The organism is Porticoccus sp. (assembly GCF_041592135.1).
Classification (GTDB): domain Bacteria; phylum Pseudomonadota; class Gammaproteobacteria; order Pseudomonadales; family Porticoccaceae; genus Porticoccus.
Window position 1 is genome coordinate 13377 of sequence record NZ_JBFHQR010000014.1, and the last position, 18992, is coordinate 32368.

Genomic DNA, 18992 nt, shown 5'->3' on the forward strand with positions numbered 1-18992 from the left:
TCCAGCCAGCCAAAGGCGGTGTCAGCAGTGGCTGCTGAACAACCGGCCGGAATGCTGACCGAGGTGGAAATGGCCGATATCGGTGATCGCTACGGGCCGACGGCCGAAGCCCGGGTGAGGCACTGGCAGGAGATGATTCGCCGGTTCGGGACGCTGTCCGACGAGGATCGGCTCAAACAGGTCAATGACTTTTTCAATGGCGCCCGCTTTCTCAGCGACCCTGAGGTATGGCAGCGAGAGGATTACTGGGCCACGCCACTGGAGTTTCTGATAGTGGATGCCGGGGATTGCGAGGACTTCAGTATCGCCAAGTATTTCACCCTGGAAGAGATGGGCGTCCCCGCAGAGAAAATGCGACTGACCTTCGTCAAAGCGTTGAGCCTCGACAAGGCCCATATGGTGCTGGCCTATTACCCCCGGCCCAGTGCCGTGCCGCTGATCCTCGACAACCTCAATCCAGCCATTTTGCCGGCGTCCGAACGAGCGGACCTACTGCCGGTATACAGCTTCAATGGCGAGGAGCTGTGGTTGGCAAAAACCCGCCGCCAGCAGGTAAAGGCCGGTGATGCAGACAGCCTGCAATCCTGGCGTGAGCTGAAGGCCAGGGTGGCGGCGGGAGTACCGCTATCTGTCATGCCGCTACCTGAGCCATGAATGGCGCACCATCGGTTGGCACCCGTTTCAGATCCCCGCCCTTGTCGTATGTAACGGCCAGCCAGCTAGATACCCTCCCCAAATTCATGGAGGTTGCGGTACCCACCAACCGCAGTTGCGGCAATATCAAGCCGAAATAAGTTTGCGCTTATGGTTCCTGCGGGAACCTCAGGTCTTCCAGGCCGCGCTGCATTTCCAGCAAATGTTCCTGTAACTGCCCGCCTTTGTGCTGAGCGATGCCAATGGCCAGTACATCGATGAGCACCAGATGGGCAATGCGCGAGGACAGCGGAGTATAAATCTGGAAGTCTTCCTTGGCGTCCACGGTCAGGGGAATCGTGGCGGCCCGTGCCACCGGTGAATCGGAAGGCGCGATACCAATCACGATGGCGCCGCGTTTTTTAACCAGTTCCATGGCGTTAAGCAAGGTGGTGGTGCGGCCCGACTGGGATATCGCGATGACCACGTCGCCGGGGGAAAGTAAGGTCGCGGACATATTCTGCAGGTGTGGATCCGCATAGGCCGCGGCGGACACCTGCAGCCGAAAGAACTTGTGCTGGCCATCAAAGGCCACCGCCGCCGAGGCACCAAAACCGAAGAATTCCACCCGCTTGGCGGCGCAGATGGCCTGCACCGCGCGATCCAGCATTTGCAAATCCAGTGCGTCCCGCACCTTTAACAACGTGTCTACGGTGGAATCAAACACCTTGAAGGTGTATTCCGCCACCGAATCCTTGTCGGTCACGGCGATCTGGCCGTAACTGGGACTGGAGGCCAGTTGTTGGGCCAGTGCCAGCTTGAAATCCTGGAAGCCATCACAGCCCACGGCGCGGCAGAAGCGCACCACCGTGGGTTCACTGACATCGGCTTTTTCGGCCAGATCGACAATGCGCATGCGGATGACGTCGGTGAGGTTGGCCAGGATGTACTCTGCAACTTTGCGCTCCGACTTGCGCAGCTCCGGGAGACTGTTGCTGATGGCCCAGGTGAGTTCAGCGGGTTTCATGGCAGATCCCTGTGTGTGTGAGCTGCTATTGTAAATTATTTACATAAAATTGGTATTTTTGTAGTGACCGCAGGGCTCAAGTCGCTGACTCATAGCGGCGGGGCTCTGGTAGAATCCCCGGCCATGGATGTAACGGCTATTCTCGACCCCCTCAACCCCGCGCAGCGCGATGCGGTTTCCAGCAACGCCCGCCACCTGCTGGTGCTGGCCGGGGCCGGCAGCGGCAAAACCCGGGTATTGGTGCACCGTATCGCCTGGTTGATCCAAGTGGAGCGGCTCTCCCCCTACAGTCTGATGGCGGTGACCTTTACCAATAAGGCCGCCCGTGAGATGCGCGGGCGCATCGAAGAGCTGCTGGAATTTTCCGCCCAGGGCATGTGGGTGGGGACATTTCACGGCCTGGCCCACCGGCTGTTGAAAATGCACTGGCAGCAGGCGGGTCTGCCGGAAAATTTCCAGATTCTCGATGCCGACGATCAGCTGCGGCTGGTGAAGCGGGTCTATCAGGGCCTCGGCATCGACGACAGCCGTTGGCCCTACCGCCAGGCCCAGGGCTTTATCAATGCCCAAAAGGATGAAGGCTTGCGGGCCAAACACCTGCAGCCCGCCCAGGATCCCTATCAGCGCGCCATGCAGCAGATCTACGCCGCCTACGAAGAGGCCTGCGAGCGCGGTGGAATGGTGGATTTCGGTGAGTTGTTGCTGCGCGCCCACGAACTCTGGCTGCACCAGCCGGAGTTGCTGCAACATTACCAACAGCGTTTCCGCCATGTGCTGGTGGACGAATTCCAGGATACCAACGCCATCCAGTACGCCTGGTTGCGGGTGTTGGCGGGGGATCAGTTGCCGGTTACCGCGGTGGGGGACGACGATCAGTCCATCTACGGCTGGCGCGGCGCCAAGGTGGAAAACATCCTCAATTTTTCCCGGGACTATCCGGACACGCAAACCGTGCGCCTGGAGCAGAATTACCGCTCCAGTAAAAACATCCTCGAGGCCGCCAATGCGGTGATCGCGCGCAATGTCGACCGGCTCGGCAAAAACCTCTGGACCGAAGGGGCCGAGGGCGAGCCGATTTCCCTTTATTCCGCGTTTAACGAACACGACGAAGCGCGCTTTATTGCCGAGCGGTTGAAGGACTGGTCCGCCCAGGGCAATTTGCGCGAAGAAGCGGCGGTGCTGTACCGCTCCAACGCCCAGTCGCGGGTGCTTGAAGAAGCGCTGCTGCGCAGCGGTATTCCCTACCGCATTTACGGCGGTCAAAAATTCTACGAGCGCCAGGAAATCCGCAACGCCCTCGCCTACCTGCGCCTGCTGGTGAGTCGCAACGACGATGCCGCCTTTGAGCGGGTGGTCAACACGCCGACCCGTGGCATCGGCGATAAAACCGTGCAGGGACTGCGGGAGCTGGCCCGGGATGAGGGCATGTCGCTGTGGCGGGCCTCGCAAAAAGCCCTCGATAGCGGGTTGTTCAATGGCCGGGCCTGCAATGCCATAGCGAGCTTTCTGGAATTGATAGAACAGCTCGATCAGCAGAGCGGGGAGCTGCCCCTGCATGAACTGGCCGACCACGTCATGGAAGCCAGCGGCCTGATCGATTTCCACCGCCGGGAGAAAGGTGAGCGCGGTGAATCGCGGGTGGAAAACCTCCAGGAACTGGTGACGGCCTGCCGCGCCTATGAGCCCGAGGACAAATCCCTGCCGCCCCTGCCCCAGTTCCTCGACCAGGCCGCCCTCGATGCCGGTGACCGCCAGGCCGATGCCGGAGCGGATGCCGTGCAGTTGATGACCCTGCACTCCGCCAAGGGCCTGGAATTTCCCCTGGTGATTCTGGCGGGCATGGAAGAGAACCTGTTTCCCCACCGCATGTCGGCGGAGGAACCGGGGCGACTGGAGGAAGAGCGGCGGCTGGCCTATGTGGGCATCACCCGCGCCATGCAGAAACTGTACCTGACCTTTGCCGAATCCCGGCAGCAGTACGGTTCGGAGAACTACAATTCGGTGTCCCGGTTCGTGCGGGATATCCCCGCCGCACTGGTTGAAGAGGTGCGGCTGCGAACCCAGATCCACCGCCCCACCAGCTATGCCCAAAAACCGGGGGTTCGTTTCAGCGATGCCGGGGATGATACCGGGCTCTCCCTGGGGCAGCGGGTGTCACACCACATCTTTGGCGAGGGGGTGGTGTTAAACTTTGAAGGCAACGGCGCCCACGCCAGGGTACAGGTGAATTTCGACCGCGAGGGCAGCAAGTGGCTGGTGCTCTCCTACGCCAAACTGACGCCGCTTTGTTGAAGACTTGAGGGAAAAGTAATGAAAACGAAAATAGCCATAATGGCGCTGGTCACCTTGCTGTTGGCGGGCTGCGGTGGCGCTGAGCAGGCAGCCTCCGATGGCACCGGGCAGGCGGCGCCGTCGCAAGTCTACAAGTGGAAGATGGTGACCACCTGGCCGAAAAATTTCCCCGGCCTCGGCATGGCGGCAGAAAACTTTGCCGTCATGGTGGACAGGATGAGTGCCGGCCGCCTGCAGGTGAAAGTCTACGGTGCCGGCCAGTTGGTGCCGGCCATGGAGGTATTTGATGCCGTTTCCCAGGGCACTGCCGAAATGGGCCACGGTGCCGCCTACTACTGGAAGGGCAAAACCCCCACCTCGGCGCTGTTTACCAGCATTCCCTTCGGCCTCAACGCCCAGGAGATGAATGGCTGGCTGCACTATGGCGGCGGCATGGAGCTGTGGCGCGAGCTCTACGCGCCGTTCAATCTGGTGCCGCTGGCGGCGGGCAACACCGGCGTGCAGATGGCCGGCTGGTTCAACCGGGAAATCAATTCCCTGGCGGATTTGAAGGGCCTGAAAATGCGCATTCCGGGGCTCGGTGGCGAGGTGATGAGCCGGGTCGGCGTGGAAGCGGTCAATATCCCCGGCGGTGAGTTGTACACCTCCATGCAGACCGGTGTGATCGATGCCACGGAATGGGTTGGTCCCTACAACGACCTGGCGTTCGGCTTTCACCAGGTGGCCAAATATTACTACTATCCCGGCTGGCACGAGCCCGGCCCCACCCTGGAGCTGATCGTCAACCAGCAGGCCTATGCATCCCTGCCCCCGGACTTGCAGGCCATCGTGGAAGCCGCGGCGCGGGCCGTCAATCAGGACATGCTGGATGATTACACGGCCCGCAACAATGCGGCCCTCAATGAGCTGGTCAACAGCCACGGCGTGGAGCTGCGCCAGCTGCCGGACGATGTGCTGGCGGAATTGCACCGCGTCACCGAGCAGGTACTCGAGGAGCTGAGCGCCGCCGACCCCATGTTCAAGAAAGTCTATGGGTCACAGAAGGCCTTCCAGGAGCAGGCTGTGGAATACGGCAAAATTTCTGAAGAGGCCTACTACCGGGCCCGCGAATTGAAGTAATCCTCCCCCGGAACGGCACTCAGAGGGGTTCCTTGAAGTTCTCCTGTTCCGGTTCACTTTGGAAGTGTTCCTGAAAGGCCTCGACACTGTCCGAGGCCTTGCGCAGGGTGCTGAACTCGGCGATGTGGAACAAGGCCTCGCCCTCATTCACCAGCGGAATTTGTGAGGCGGCGATGACAATGCCGTCACTGCGGGATTTAAGGGGTTTTTCCGGCCCGCCGAAGGGAGAGGCCAGGTTGGCCAGCAACTGGCCTTCCTTGACCCGTTGGCCCAATTTGATCTTGGTGATGACGATACCGTCCCGCTCGGCGCGCAGCCAGTAACTGCGCCGGGCCTTGACGGGCACCAGCTTGCGCGGGGTGTTGTCAGACTTGGCCGCAGCGAGCATGCCGAGATGGCGCATCACCGCGAGAATGCCCCGCAACCCCGCACGGATCGAGGGTTCGTCAAATCGCAGTGCCTCCCCGGCCTCGTAGAGAATCGCCGGTATGTGCAATTCGCTGGCCGCGGCGCGCAATGAGCCATCGCGCACCTTGGCATCCATGATTACCGGTGCGCCAAAGGCTTCGGCCATCCCCAGGGCCACCGGGTCGTCCAGATCGCCGCGCACCTGAGGCAGGTTTTTGCGATGGATGGCCCCGGTGTGGAGGTCGATCACATGGGTACACTGATTAAGCAGTTCGCTGTGTATGAGGTGTGCCAGGCGGTTGCCCAGCGGGCCGCGGGGTGAGCCGGGAAAACAGCGGTTGAGGTCGCGCCGGTCGGGCAGGTAGCGGGATTGCTGCAGAAACCCGAACATGTTCACGATGGGCACAATCAGTAAGGTGCCCTTGAGGCGCCGCAGCAGGCGTTTGCCGACGATGCGGCGGCAAATCTCGATGCCATTGATTTCATCGCCATGGATGGCGGCGCACACCAGCAACACCGGCCCCGGGCGGCGGCTGTGAATGATCTCGACGGGCAGATCGACCGGGGTATCGGTATAAAGCCGGGCGGCGGGAATGGAGATGAGCCGGGTTTCCCCCGGATTGACCAATGTGCCGGCCAGCTTGAAGGGTTCCCTGCTCATATTGTCATCCTCTGCCGCGGGTTTGGGTTCGGGACTGGCGGGCATTTTTCTCCATGAAACCGATGATGGCGCCCGCCACATCCTTGCCGGTGGCGGCTTCGATGCCCTCAAGTCCCGGCGAGGAGTTTACCTCCATCACCAGCGGGCCGTGGTTGGAGCGGAGAATATCCACGCCGGCCACGTTGAGGCCCATGGTTTTTGCCGCCCGGATGGCGGTGGCACGTTCGACCGGCGATAGCCGCACCAGCGATGCGGTGCCGCCGCGGTGCAGGTTGGAACGGAATTCCCCGGGAGCTGCCTGCCGTTGCATGGCGGCGACCACCTTGTCACCGATCACGAAACAGCGGATGTCCGCACCGCCGGATTCACCAATGTATTCCTGCACCATAATGTCGGCTTTGAGGCCCATAAAGGCCTCGATCACACTTTCCGCCGCCTTGCGGGTTTCCGCCAGTACCACGCCGATACCCTGGGTGCCTTCCAGCAGTTTCACCACCAGTGGTGGTCCCCCCACCATGTCGATCAGGTCGGGAATATCGCTGGGCTTGTTGGCGTAACCGGTCACGGGCAGGCCGATGCCTTTGCGGGACAGCAACTGCAGGGAGCGCAGTTTGTCCCGGGAGCGGGTGATCGCCACGGACTCGTTGAGGGGGTAGACGCCCATCATCTCGAACTGGCGCAGCACCGCCGTGCCATAGGTTGTTACCGATGCCCCGATGCGCGGGATCACCACATCAAACGCGGGCAGCTCTTCCCCCTTAACGTGGATATTGGGATGCTGAATGTTGATGTTCATGTAGCACTTCAGCACATCGATGATTTTCACCTCGTGGCCTCTTTCCAGGGCGGCTTCCTTTAGTCGCCCGGTGGAATAGAGGTTGGGATTGCGCGACAGGATGGCAATTCTCATTTAATGGTTCCGCGTAAATAGGATCGGCTGGGGTCGACGGTAAAACGGCCCGCGAGGGCCGCCCGGCCCAGCAGCATCCGAAATTTCATGGTATCCCTATTGGTCAGGGTCATCTCGATGGGCCAGGATTCCTCGCCGAGCACTGCGGTGGTTTGAATCACAATACGCTGCTCCCGGTGGCCGCCGGAATCGGTGACGAGTCGTTCATCAACAATGGGCGCCGCGCAGCAGAGACTCTGTGTGGTTTTTTGCAGGGGGTGGACCCAGATTCGCACCCAGGGTGCCCCCTGCTCCGTGAAGTGTTCGAGGCGGTGGGCATGCAGGCAGGAGGTGCGGGCGCCAGTATCCACCTTGGCCTTGATTCGGGCAATACCCAGGTCGGGCAACGCCAGCCATTCTCGCCAGCCAATCAACAACGGCATTGAATTTCCTCGATTGGGTCCGGGCGTTGACAGGCGTCAGTCCCGGGACAGTTTTTTTAGAAAAACGGATATCTCCCGCTCGGTCTGCTTGTCACCGGCCTGAACGGCCTTTTCCAGGCCGGTAGTGAAAATCTGGCGGGCCAGGGCGGGTTGGCCCCGCTTCACCAGGGCGCGACCGAGTAATTTGTAGGCGGCAGAGTAGCCCGGATCGAAAACCAGGCATTGTTGCAGGTGTGGAATGGCCCGGTCATAACGCTGTTCATTAAAATAGGCGCTCCCCAGTCCGAAGCGCAACATGGCGGAGTCCTTGCCCTGGCTGAGCATGTTTTCAAGGTTGTCGATCAGGCTCATAGCGGTCAGAAACCCATGGCGCTCGGGGAGTTGGCATAAGCATAGCAATGATGGGCAGCGGAATCGCCAGGGTCCCGTGTCGGCGGTCCACAGGGCGTCCTCAGCGGCGCCAGAACATGGGGGTAAACAGCACCAGTACGGTGAAAATCTCCAGGCGGCCGATAATCATGGCCGCAGACAGCAGCCACTTGGCCACATTGTTGATTTCGCCATAATGCGCTGCTGCCTCACCGAGGCCGGGCCCCAGATTGTTCAGGGCCGCCGCCGTGCAGGACCAGGCGGTCAGGTAATCGAGGCCAGTCAGTTGTAGCAGTAACACCAGGAAGTAGAAGATGGCCAGGTAAACCCCAAAAAAGGCCCACACACTGTCGGCTACCCGCTCGGGTACCGTGCGGTTGCGCAGTTTGATCGGGAACACCGCGCTGGGGTGAATCAGGCGGTAGATTTCCCGCAGGGATTGCTTGGCGAGAATCAGCATGCGACCGACTTTGATACCGCCGCCAGTGGAGCCGGCGCAGGCACCGAAAAATGACAACACCATCAGAAATACCGGCAAAAAGGTCGGCCAGTCACTGAAGTTGGCGGTGGCAAAACCGGTGCTGGTCATGATGGAGACCAGCTGGAAAATGCCGTGCAGCAGGCTGTCGGTCAGGGTCAGGGTGCCACTCAGGTAGAGGTAGCCGCAACAAATGATACTGGCGCCGAAAATCATGTTCAGGTACATCTTCGATTCGGAATTGTGCCAGTAGTGGATCACACTGCCCTTGATCCAGGTGTAGTAATGGAGGCCAAAGCTGATGCCGGAAATGGTCATGAAAAAAATCGCCAGGATCATGATGGTTGGACTGTTGAAGTAACCGATGCTGGCGTCGTAGTTGGCAAAGCCCCCGGTAGCGATAGTGGAGAAGGCATGGGTGATCGCATCAAATACGTTCATGCCCGCCAGCCAGTAACAGAGAGAGCAGGCAGCAGTGAGGGACAGGTAAATGGTAAACAGCGCCTTGGCGGTCTGGGTAATGCGCGGCGTCATCTTGTTGTCTTTCACCGGCCCTGGGGTTTCCGCCTTATAGAGCTGCATACCGCCGACGCCGAGCATCGGCATGATGGCGATGGCGATGACCACGATACCGATGCCGCCCAGCCAGTGCAGTTGCTGGCGGTAGTAAAGAATGGATTTGGGCAGATTGTCTAAACCGGAGATCACCGTTGCCCCGGTGGTGGTGAGTCCAGAGATGGACTCGAATACCGCGTCGGTAACGTGCAGGTGAATGGCATCCACCAGCACAAAGGGCAAGGCACCCACCAAGCTCAGCACCGTCCAGAACAGGGTGGTGATCAGGAAGCCGTCTCGGGTGCGCAAATCGCCTTTCACCCGGCTGTAGGGCAACCACATCAACATGCCGAGGGAAAAGGTCATGGCAAAGGACAGGAAGAAAGCCTCGTGGGTCTGTTCCCCATACAGGCTGGCAATGAACATGGGCGTCAGCAGCGTCAGGCTGAAGCTCATTAGCATCAGCCCGAGAATTTTTGAAATGATCCGAAATTGCATGCTGTGACAGTGGCCGCTAGAAGAAGGTAAAGCCGACGGAAAACAGTTTTTCCACTTCCCGGGTGCGGCGTTTGTCCACCACAAACACAATGGCGTGGTCATTGTTCTCCACAACGGTATCGTGGTGGGCGATAAGCACCTCGCCATCGCGCACCAGTGCCGCCAGCGTCACCCCCGGGGGCGACTTGATTTCCTCGATGGCGCGGTTGACCACCTTGGAGGTCTTGCTGTCGCCGTGAACAATAATTTCCATGGCCTCCGCCGCGCCACGGCGAAGTGAGTGAGCGCTTACAGTGTCACCACGTCTTACGTGGCCAAGGAGGGTGCTGGTGGTGGCCTGCTGGGGTGAAATGGCGATATCAATTTCACCACCCTGCACCAGATCGGCATAGACCGGGTTGTTGATCAGGGTCATGACCTTGGCGGCGCCGAGGCGCTTGGCCAGCAATGAGGCCATGATATTGACTTCGTCATCATTGGTGAGGGCCAGGAATACATCGGTTTTTTCGATATTTTCCTCCAGCAGCAGCTCCTGGTCGGTGGCCGAACCGTTCAGCACCACGGTCTTGTTGAGACGCTCGGAGATGTACTGGCAGCGCTCCACGCCGTGTTCGATGATCTTGATGTTGTAGCGGTCTTCCAGGGCCTTGGCGAGACGGTAGCCGATATTGCCACCACCGGCAATCACCAGCCGGTGATAGGGTTTTTCCAGGTGGCGCAGTTCACCCATGACCTTGCGAATATTTTTTTTCGCGGCGATGAAGAAGACTTCGTCATCTTCCTCGATCACGGTATTGCCCTCGGGAAAGATTGGGCGGTCGCGGCGAAAAATAGCGGCCACCCGGGCGTCCACGTTGGGCATATGTTGTTTCAGGAAGCGCAACTCCCGACCGACCAGCGGGCCGCCTTTAATGGCGCGCACCGCCACCAGCTGGGCCAGGCCGCCGGCGAAGTCCAGTACCTGTAGGGCGCCGGGTTGTTCCACCAAGCGATTGATGTAGTCGGTAACCACCTGTTCCGGGGTAATCAGGAAGTCCACCGGGATATTGGTTTCGTTGAACAGGCGTTCCCCCAGGTTGCCGGAGGTGTAGGCGCGGTTGCGGATACGGGCAATCTTGGTGGGGGTGCGAAACAGGGTGTAGGCCACCTGACAGGCGGCCATATTGATTTCATCGCTGTTGGTGACTGCCACCAGCATGTCCGCGTCCTCAATACCGGCGCGAATCAGTACATCGGGGTGGGATGCCATGCCCTGCACCGTGCGGATATCGAGCCGATCCTGGAGTTCGCGCAGGCGGCGTTCATCGAGATCGATGACAGAGATATCGTTGGCTTCGCCGGCGAGGTGTTCTGCCAGTGTGCCGCCCACTTGTCCGGCACCGGTAATGACGATTTTCATAGCAGACCGTTCTGTTCAGTTGATTAAACCACCTGACACCCGCAATAGAGGGAGATCATTGATTAAGCGGCAGCCATTTTTTTCAACAGGGCAAAGTAGAAGCCGTCGTGGCCCTGAAGTTGCGGCAGCAACTGCCGTCCCATTGAGGTCGCCATGCCCGCATCCGTCGGCACCGCTTCCACGGTCACACCGGGCGTGGCGCGCACAAACGCGCTGATCACCCGGTCGTTCTCGTCGGGCAAAACCGAGCAGGTGGCGTACAGCAACATCCCGCCGTCGGCCAGCAGTGGCCAGAGCGCCTGAAGCAGTGCCCGCTGCAACGCCGCCAGCTTAGCAATATCTGCCGGCGTGCGCAGTAATTTAACGTCCGGGTGACGGCGGATAACACCACTGGCGGAACAGGGGGCATCCAGCAGTATCCGGTCAAAGGGGCGACCATCCCACCAGCTGGCGGGATCCTGGGCGTCGGCGGCAATCAGTTCGGCCTGTAGCCCGAGTCGTTCGAGGTTCTCTTCCACCCGTTGCAGCCGTTGCGGGGCCAGATCCAGTGCCACCACTTCGCCTTTGTCATCGAGCAATTCCAGCAGGTGACCGGTTTTGCCGCCGGGGGCGCAGCAGGCATCCAGTATGCGCTGGCCGGGGACGACATCGAGCAGCGGTGCCGCCAGTTGCGCGGCCTCGTCCTGCACACTGACATCGCCCTCGCCGAAGCCGGGCAATGCCGATACGTCGCAGGGTTGTTGCAGCAGCAGGCCGTCGTCGCTGAACGGGGTGGCATGGGCCGCGATACCAGCCGCTTCGAGTCGCGCGCGGTAGTCGTCGCGGCTGCCGTGGCGCCGGTTCACCCGCAGCACCATCGGCGCTTGCTGGTTGTTGGCCTCGAGTACCTGCTCCAGTTGCTCGTGCCAGGCGTCGTCGAGCAGTTGCATTAACCAGGCCGGGTGAGCGCTGTTAAAGGTGGCATTGCCTTTCAGCTTTTCAGTGAGAGCAGCCTGCTCCCGGAGAAAACGGCGCAACACCGCATTGACCAGGCCTTTGGCCCAGTTCTTTTTCAGGGCAATAGCGGCGGCCACCGCCTCATTGACGGCGGCGTGGGGGGGGACGCGGGTTTCCAGCAACTGGTACAGGGAACAGGCGAGGACCGCCTCGATATCCAGATCCTTTGCCTTGAAGGGTTTGGCCAGCAGCAGACCGAGGTAGCAGCTGAGGCGAGGGTAAAAGCGCAGGGTGCCGTAGCAGAGCTGTTGCAGCAAACCCCGGTCACGCTCTTCCACCTTGCCCAGATAAACCGGCAGCAGGCTGCTCAGGGAACCCTCGCCCTGCAGGATGGAGGCAATGATGTGTGCGGCAGCGACCCGGACGTTCATGAGCCGAGTACCGTGCCGGGAGCAAACAGTGCTGAATGCGCATTGAGGACATCGGCGGCGCCCAGCTGTTTCTTGCCCGGCAATTGCAATTCGCTGATCAGCAGTTGGCCCGAGCCGGTCTGGACGCGTATGCCGCTGCGATCTGACTGGCAGATCGTGCCGGGTACGCAGTTGGCGGCGGTGTCTGGCAGGGGCGTGGCGCGCCAGATGCGGATGCGCTCTCCGGCCAGGGTGGTGTAACAGACCGGAAACGGGTTGAGGGCGCGAATTTTAAGGTCGATTTGGGTGGCGGGTTGTGACCAGTCCAATAGGGCCTCCTCCTTGGTAATTTTGGGGGCGTAATGACTCAGCTGATCATCCTGTTTTTCCGCGACCGCTGTGCCGCGGGCGAGTTCCTCCAGGCACATTAACAGCGCAGCGGGGCCTATCTTCGCCAGTTTGTCGTGCAGGCTGGCCGCCGTGTCTTCAGCGGTGATGGGGCAATGGGCTTTCAACAGCATGTCGCCGGTGTCCAGCCCCACATCCATCTGCATGATGGTGACGCCGGTTTCGCGATCGCCGGCCTCGATGGCCCGCTGGATGGGTGCCGCGCCGCGCCAGCGCGGCAACAGCGACGCGTGCACATTGATGCATCCCAGCCTGGGAATGGTCAGCACCTGTTTGGGCAGCAGCAGGCCGTAGGCTACCACTACCATAATGTCGGCCCGATAGCTGGCCAGCAGCTGGTGTTGCTCGGCAGGCTTCAGGCTTGCGGGCTGCAGAACGGGCAGCTGATGTTGTTCGGCCAACTGCTTGACGGCACTGGCGGTGAGTTTTTTGCCGCGGCCAGCGGGCCGGTCCGGCTGGGTGTAAACCGCCACCACTTGCACAGTGGGGGTGTCCAGCAAGGCCTGGAGGTGACAGGCGGCAAATTCGGGGGTGCCAGCAAAAACGACGCGCAAGAAAATATCCTCAGCCCGACAGCGGGGCTTAGTCAGGGTGGCGGTGGAGTTTTTCGAGTTTTGAGCGGATGCGCTGTCGCTTGATGGGAGACAGGTAATCCACGAACAGCTTGCCGTCGAGGTGGTCTATCTCGTGCTGGATGCAGACGGCGAGCAGGCCGTCGGGCAGCAACTCAAACGGGTTGCCATCGCGGTCGCGAGCGGAGAGGCGAATATGCTCCGGGCGCTGGATGGTCTCGTAAAATCCCGGCACCGACAGGCAGCCCTCCTGGTGTGGGCAGGTCTGATCGTCCAGCACCTCTATCTCGGGGTTGATCAGGACCATCGGTTGATCGCCCGCCTCCGATAAATCCATCACCACCAGCCGCAGGTGCACATTTACCTGTGTGGCAGCCAGACCGATGCCCTGGGCGTGGTACATCGTTTCCAGCATGTCGTCCGCCAGGGTGCGAATTTGGTCATCGACATCGGCAACGGGCTTGGCCACGGTGCGCAGGCGTGCATCGGGGAATTCGAGTATGTTGAGTAAAGCCATTTGTTTGTGACGGGTTTCTAGCAATATGGCGCAAACCACTGCTAACATAGGGCCAATGGTACGGTATTTTCACGGAATACCGCCGGGTGGGAAGTATACACACAATCGGGATATAGCACACAGGACGGCCAGAAGATGAAAAAAACATTGTTGGGAGTGATAGCCGCATGCGCTATTGCGATGGCAGCAATGGCTGCAGACGCGCCCTTTAATGACAATGTGCCCGACAAATACACAGTCAAAAAAGGCGACACCCTCTGGGATATTTCCGATCTGTTTCTCCGCGATCCCTGGTTGTGGCCGGAAATCTGGTACGTCAACCCGCAAATCCGCAACCCCCACCTGATTTACCCCGGCGACATCATTTCCCTGGTGTACATTGATGGTCGCCCCCGGCTGATGCTGCAGCGAGGTCGCGACGTAAAATTGACTCCCGGTGTGAAGGTGCTGCCCCACGCCGATGCCATTCCGACACTGCCGCTCGATATTGTGAATAACTTCCTGACCCGCAACCGGGTGGTGACACAGGAGGAGGTCGACGGGGCACCCTATGTGGTGGCCGGCCATGAGAAGCGACTCCTCACGGGCCTCGATGACAATTTCTATGCCCGCGGTACCTTTGATGAAACCCCCGCCTACGGCCTCTACCGCATCGGTGCTCCCTATGTGGACCCAGAGACCGGGGAGATGCTGGGCATTCGCGCCCAGGACGTCGGTTCCGCCAAGGTCAAAACAGTCGAGGGCGATATCGCCACCCTGCTGGCCACCCGGGTGGTGGAGGAAGTGCGCATCGGTGAACGGCTGCTGCCCTACGAGGAGCGCAGTCTGGATTCCATGTTCTATCCCAGCAGGCCAGAGGGCGAAATAGACGGGGTGATCATGGCCGTCGAGGGCGGTATTACCCAGGTGGGTCATCTGGATGTTGTCGCGATTAACCGCGGCGAGCGGGAAGGCCTCAAGATCGGCAATATGCTGGCCATCTACAAGCGCGGTGAAACCGTCAAAGACCGTATCGCCAAGGAAAAAATCACCCTCCCCAGCGAACGCGCCGGACTGGTGATGGTCTTCCGCACCTTTGAGAAAATGAGCTATGGCCTGGTGCTCAGTGCCGAGCGGCCACTGGCGGTCAACGATATGGTTAAAAACCCCTGATAGCCGGGTGATCGAAAACGCCGACATTTGTCGGCGTTTTTTTTGTATAGAATATGGCCAGGATGGCAAATGTTCAGGGAGAGAACGACATGGATAAAGCATCCAGGGCGGTGATCCTGCTGTCACTGGCCCGGGGCATTGGCCCCGCCGATATCAATGCACTGCAGGCGAAGTGCGAATCGCTGGATACCCTGCTGGCCCAGCCGCTACCGCCTCGCGCTGAGGGTCTGTCCCCCAAAACCCTGGCAGCCCTGCAGGGGTTGCAGCGCCAGCGGGACGCGCTGGAAAGTCGCACCGATCAACTGTTGCAGTGGTGTCGGGATCATCAGGTTCACTGCCTGACCCAGGCGGATGGCGATTATCCGCCTCTGCTCAAGGAAGTGGTCGGCGCCCCGCCGCTGCTGTTTGTAAGCGGTGATGTGACGGTGTTGTCGCTGCCGCAGGTGGCCGTGGTCGGCAGTCGACACGCCAGTCCCCAGGGCCTCCAGAATGCCGAAGGCTTTGGGCGCACCCTGGCGGCGAGCGGCTTTGCGGTGACCAGTGGACTGGCGTTGGGTATCGATGGCGCCGCCCACCGGGGTGCCCTGCAGACCGGCAAAACCCTGGCCGTGATGGGTACCGGGATCGATGTGATCTATCCGCGCCAACACCGACCGCTGTATCAAAACGTACTGGAGAATGGCGGCGCCATTGTCAGTGAATTCCTGCCGGGTACCGCGCCGCTGCCGTCCCATTTTCCGCGCCGCAACCGGTTGATCAGCGGCCTCAGCCTGGGGGTGCTGGTGGTGGAAGCGGCGCTCAAGAGCGGCTCGCTGATCACGGCGCGCTATGCCCTGGAGCAGGGGCGCGAGGTGTTCGCCATACCGGGATCCATCCACAACCCCTTGAGCAAGGGGGTTCACCAATTGCTGAAACAGGGCGCCTCACTGGTGGAGTCCGCAGCGGATATTGTTGAGCAACTGGGGGGGATGTTGGCCTATCTGGCGGAGGAGCCTGTTGCCGTTGCGGCGGCGCCGGCGACGGAAGAGGGTCGCTTGCTCGGTGCGATGGGCTTTGATCCGGTGGATGTGGATACCCTGGTGACAAGAACGGGCTTGCCGACCAGGGATGTGACGCGTATGTTGATGCTATTAGAGTTGGATGGAAAAGTTGTTTCCATCAATGGTTGTTTTCAGCGACTCGGATCGGGGTAGTGCGAACTTGAAAGTGACCGGTAGATCATTTTTAGTAACAAAACCAATCCCTTATATTCCCTGTCGCTATTGCGAAAGCCGGGCCGTTCCGGTAGCCTGCGGCGTTTTTTAGCGGGGGAGTAAAAATGAGCAAACCCTTTGTGGCCATTCTCATGGGTTCTGATTCCGACCTGCCGGTCATGGAAGCCAGCTTTGAGATTCTGAAAAAATTCGCCGTACCTTTTGAAGTCAAGGTGCTTTCCGCTCACCGCACACCGGAAGCAACCCATCAGTATGTGAAGGATGCGGACCAGCGCGGTTGCGCGGCCTTTATCTGCGCCGCGGGAATGGCCGCCCACCTGGCGGGGGCCGTTTCCGCCAACACCCTGAAGCCGGTGATCGGGGTGCCGATCAATTCCTCCCTGGATGGACTGGATGCACTGCTTTCCACGGTGCAGATGCCCGGCGGCATTCCCGTGGCCACCGTCGCCATTGGCAAGGCCGGCGCCAAGAATGCCGCCTATCTGGCGGCACAGATTATCGGCGTCAGCGATACCGAATTGCACCGCAAGCTGATCGAGGAGCGCCAGGCCAATGCCCAGGCCATCCTCGACAAGGATGCGGCGTTACAGGACAAGCTGAATAACGGCTAACCTGCAACCACATGAACCAGCCTCACCTGCCATCGCTGCACATTGCCCGGGCGGTCTCTGTCCTGTGCCGTGGCGGTGTGATCGCCTACCCCACCGAAGCGGTCTGGGGCTTGGGTTGCGATCCCTTTAACCAGCAGGCGGTGAGCCGGCTGCTGGCGTTGAAGCGGCGCCGCCGCGAGATGGGGTTGATCATGATCGCCGCATCCATGGAGCAGTTCGAACCGTTTCTGGCGGGTTTGCCACCAGTGCACCGTCGGCAGCTGCAAGACAGCTGGCCGGGGCCGCAAACCTGGCTGGTGCCCAACAACGGCCGCGCCCCCTGCTGGGTCAGTGGCGGCCGGGATACCCTGGCGCTGCGGGTGACGGATCATCCCGTGGCAGCGGCGTTGTGCCGAGCCTTCGGCGGCCCGCTGGTCTCCACCTCGGCCAACCCCCACGGTCGCCCACCGGCCGGCTCAAGGCTCAAGGTTGAACTGTATTTTCACGGTTTGATTGATGTGGTGGTGCCGGGTTCGCTGGGCGGCCTGCCAAAGCCCACGCCAATCAAACATCTCGTTAGCGGCGAACTGGTTCGTTCCGGTTGAGTGCATTTTTGTCGAACCGGTTGTCAATGTGCCGCTGTCGCCGCAAACTTGCGTACCGGTAATCACACTCTCCCATAGCGCTCTCTCATAGCACTTCGTCAGGTGACTTCACATGACCGATAAAATCGCCGTTAAAAACTATCTGCTGGACCTGCAGGATCGCATCTGTGCCGGGCTGCAGGCCGAGGATGGCGGCAGCACCTTTGCGGAAGACAGCTGGATCCGCGAGGAGGGGGGTGGCGGTCGCAGCCGGGTCATCACCGGCGGGGCGGTATTTGAAAAAGGTGGCGTCAACTTTTCCCATGTTCACGGCACCCAGCTGCCGCCCTCGGCCACGGCCGCCCGCCCCGAGTTGGCCGGCCGCTCGTTTGAAGCCATGGGTGTCTCCCTGGTAATGCACCCGGAAAATCCCCATGTGCCCACCTCCCACGCCAATGTGCGTTTTTTTATTGCCGAAAAGGCGGGCGAGGCGCCGGTCTGGTGGTTTGGTGGGGGCTATGACCTGACCCCCTACTACGGTCATAAGGCGGATTGCCGCCACTGGCACCAGACGGCCAAGGCGGCCTGTGAGCCCTTTGGTGAGGATATTTATCCGCGCTTTAAGCAATGCTGTGACGACTACTTTTTTCTCAAGCATCGCAACGAGCCCCGCGGTGTGGGTGGACTGTTTTTTGATGATTACAACCAGCCGGGATTTGCACAGAGCTTTGCCTTGATGCGCGCCGTGGGCGACAGCTACCTGGAGGCCTACCAGCCGATCGTGCAGCGCCGCAAGGCCATGCCCTGGGGTGAGCGGGAGCGGCAATTCCAGCTCTATCGCCGCGGCCGCTATGTGGAGTTCAACCTAGTCTATGATCGCGGCACGCTGTTCGGTCTGCAGACCGGCGGGCGCACCGAGTCCATCCTGATGTCGCTGCCGCCGCTGGTGCGCTGGGAGTACAACTGGCAGCCCGAACCAGGCAGTGCGGAAGCGCAGCTGTACGACGTTTACCTGCAACCCCGCGAGTGGATCTGAGGGAAGACATTGCATGACTGATCAATATGCCGTTTTTGGCAACCCGGTAGCGCACAGTAAATCCCCGGCCATTCACGCCGCCTTTGCGGCCCAGACCGGACAGGACCTGACTTACACCAGCCAGCGGATAGCGCTGGATCAGTTCGCTGCCGCTGCCGATGCCTTCTTTGCCGCCGGTGGCAGGGGCCTCAATATCACGGTGCCATTCAAGCAGGATGCCTACAGTTACGCTGCCCGACTGACATCGCGGGCTCGCCATGCCGGGGCCGTCAATACCCTGGCACTGCAGGACGATGGCACTATTTTGGGGGACAACACCGACGGCGTCGGCATGGTGCGGGATCTTCTGCACAACCTCGGTTGGACGATTCGCAGCAAAAAGGTGCTGGTACTGGGCGCCGGTGGTGCCGTGCGCGGTGTGCTGGAGCCGCTGCTGGAGCAACTGCCCCAGCATGTGGTGATCGCCAACCGCACCATCGACAAAGCCCTGCAGCTCGCCAAAGGTTTTGCCGAAATGGGCTACCTGCTCGGCTGCGGTTTCGACATGTTGGCGGGACAGCAGTTTGACTTGGTGATCAATGGCACCAGCGCCAGCCTGGCCGGGGAGTTGCCCCCCCTACCCCACGGCTTGCTGAGCGGTGATGGCCGCTGCTACGACATGATGTACGGCGCGGCTCCGACGCCCTTCATGACCTGGGCACAGCAGCACGGCGCGCGGGCCGTGTCGGATGGGCTGGGGATGCTGGTGGAACAGGCGGCGGAGTCGTTCTACATCTGGCACGGCGTGTGGCCTGAAACACGC

At 60.5% G+C, this 18992-nt stretch carries 19 protein-coding genes; 9 read left to right on the forward strand and 10 right to left on the reverse strand.

Features of this window, described 5'->3' with window-relative positions; all coding sequences use genetic code 11:
* Positions 1–27: 27 nt before the first annotated feature.
* A complete protein-coding gene (locus ABY948_RS02790) occupies positions 28–654 on the forward strand; it encodes a transglutaminase-like cysteine peptidase (protein WP_461480988.1) in 627 nt (208 codons plus the stop codon).
* Positions 655–802: 148 nt separating this feature from the next.
* Here ABY948_RS02790 and ABY948_RS02795 read toward each other — a convergent pair whose 3' ends face one another.
* Entirely contained in the window at positions 803–1660 is an 858-nt protein-coding gene (locus tag ABY948_RS02795; RefSeq protein WP_461480989.1) for an SIS domain-containing protein, read from the reverse strand.
* 123 nt (positions 1661–1783) lie between these two features.
* Between ABY948_RS02795 and uvrD the strand changes: the two genes are divergently transcribed.
* Together uvrD and ABY948_RS02805 are read left to right on the forward strand one after the other, a co-directional pair.
* Complete coding sequence (gene uvrD / locus ABY948_RS02800; protein ID WP_461481005.1) at positions 1784–3952, forward strand: DNA helicase II; 2169 nt, start codon at positions 1784–1786, stop codon at positions 3950–3952.
* An 18-nt stretch (positions 3953–3970) separates the two neighbouring features.
* The gene (locus tag ABY948_RS02805) at positions 3971–5071 is read left to right on the forward strand and encodes a TRAP transporter substrate-binding protein (protein ID WP_461480990.1); all 1101 of its coding nucleotides are present in this window, start codon (positions 3971–3973) and stop codon (positions 5069–5071) included.
* Between the two features lie 19 nt (positions 5072–5090).
* Here ABY948_RS02805 and ABY948_RS02810 read toward each other — a convergent pair whose 3' ends face one another.
* The 9 genes from ABY948_RS02810 to def form a co-directional block, all read right to left on the reverse strand.
* On the reverse strand, positions 5091–6140 hold the full coding sequence (locus tag ABY948_RS02810) for a succinylglutamate desuccinylase/aspartoacylase family protein (protein WP_461480991.1): 1050 nt from the start codon (positions 6138–6140) through the stop codon (positions 5091–5093).
* A gap of 4 nt (positions 6141–6144) precedes the next feature.
* Positions 6145–7050 (reverse strand): 30S ribosomal protein S6--L-glutamate ligase, encoded by a 906-nt coding sequence (gene rimK, locus ABY948_RS02815; protein ID WP_461480992.1) that lies wholly within the window; start codon positions 7048–7050, stop codon positions 6145–6147.
* Entirely contained in the window at positions 7047–7472 is a 426-nt protein-coding gene (locus tag ABY948_RS02820) for an ATP-dependent zinc protease family protein (protein ID WP_461480993.1), read from the reverse strand. The genes rimK and ABY948_RS02820 overlap by 4 nt, the downstream gene beginning before the upstream one ends.
* 36 nt (positions 7473–7508) lie before the next feature.
* Positions 7509–7823: a tetratricopeptide repeat protein gene (locus ABY948_RS02825; protein WP_461480994.1), complete on the reverse strand. Its 315-nt coding sequence runs from the start codon at positions 7821–7823 to the stop codon at positions 7509–7511.
* 100 nt (positions 7824–7923) lie between these two features.
* Complete coding sequence (locus ABY948_RS02830; RefSeq protein WP_461480995.1) at positions 7924–9372, reverse strand: TrkH family potassium uptake protein; 1449 nt, start codon at positions 9370–9372, stop codon at positions 7924–7926.
* A gap of 16 nt (positions 9373–9388) precedes the next feature.
* Positions 9389–10771 (reverse strand): Trk system potassium transporter TrkA, encoded by a 1383-nt coding sequence (trkA, locus tag ABY948_RS02835; protein ID WP_461480996.1) that lies wholly within the window; start codon positions 10769–10771, stop codon positions 9389–9391.
* A 62-nt stretch (positions 10772–10833) separates the two neighbouring features.
* Entirely contained in the window at positions 10834–12138 is a 1305-nt protein-coding gene (rsmB, locus tag ABY948_RS02840; RefSeq protein WP_461480997.1) for a 16S rRNA (cytosine(967)-C(5))-methyltransferase RsmB, read from the reverse strand.
* Positions 12135–13085 carry a methionyl-tRNA formyltransferase gene (gene fmt, locus ABY948_RS02845; protein WP_461481006.1) on the reverse strand — a complete coding sequence of 317 codons (951 nt, stop codon included), beginning with the start codon at positions 13083–13085 and terminating at the stop codon, positions 12135–12137. The genes rsmB and fmt overlap by 4 nt, the downstream gene beginning before the upstream one ends.
* Before the next feature lie 22 nt (positions 13086–13107).
* Entirely contained in the window at positions 13108–13614 is a 507-nt protein-coding gene (gene def / locus ABY948_RS02850; protein ID WP_461480998.1) for a peptide deformylase, read from the reverse strand.
* Between the two features lie 135 nt (positions 13615–13749).
* Here def and ABY948_RS02855 point away from each other — a divergent pair, with 135 nt between their 5' ends.
* From ABY948_RS02855 to aroE, 6 genes are all read left to right on the forward strand, one after another.
* Positions 13750–14766, forward strand: coding sequence for a LysM peptidoglycan-binding domain-containing protein (locus ABY948_RS02855; protein ID WP_461480999.1), 1017 nt, complete (start codon positions 13750–13752; stop codon positions 14764–14766).
* 89 nt (positions 14767–14855) lie between these two features.
* Positions 14856–15959, forward strand: coding sequence for a DNA-processing protein DprA (gene dprA, locus ABY948_RS02860; protein WP_461481000.1), 1104 nt, complete (start codon positions 14856–14858; stop codon positions 15957–15959).
* 125 nt (positions 15960–16084) lie between these two features.
* Positions 16085–16591, forward strand: coding sequence for a 5-(carboxyamino)imidazole ribonucleotide mutase (gene purE, locus ABY948_RS02865; protein WP_461481001.1), 507 nt, complete (start codon positions 16085–16087; stop codon positions 16589–16591).
* An 11-nt stretch (positions 16592–16602) separates the two neighbouring features.
* Positions 16603–17175 carry an L-threonylcarbamoyladenylate synthase gene (locus ABY948_RS02870; protein ID WP_461481002.1) on the forward strand — a complete coding sequence of 191 codons (573 nt, stop codon included), beginning with the start codon at positions 16603–16605 and terminating at the stop codon, positions 17173–17175.
* Positions 17176–17287: 112 nt separating this feature from the next.
* A complete protein-coding gene (hemF, locus tag ABY948_RS02875; RefSeq protein ID WP_461481003.1) occupies positions 17288–18190 on the forward strand; it encodes an oxygen-dependent coproporphyrinogen oxidase in 903 nt (300 codons plus the stop codon).
* A 13-nt stretch (positions 18191–18203) separates the two neighbouring features.
* Positions 18204–18992 (forward strand): shikimate dehydrogenase (aroE, locus tag ABY948_RS02880; RefSeq protein WP_461481004.1); only part of this gene is annotated, 789 nt, incomplete at its 3' end.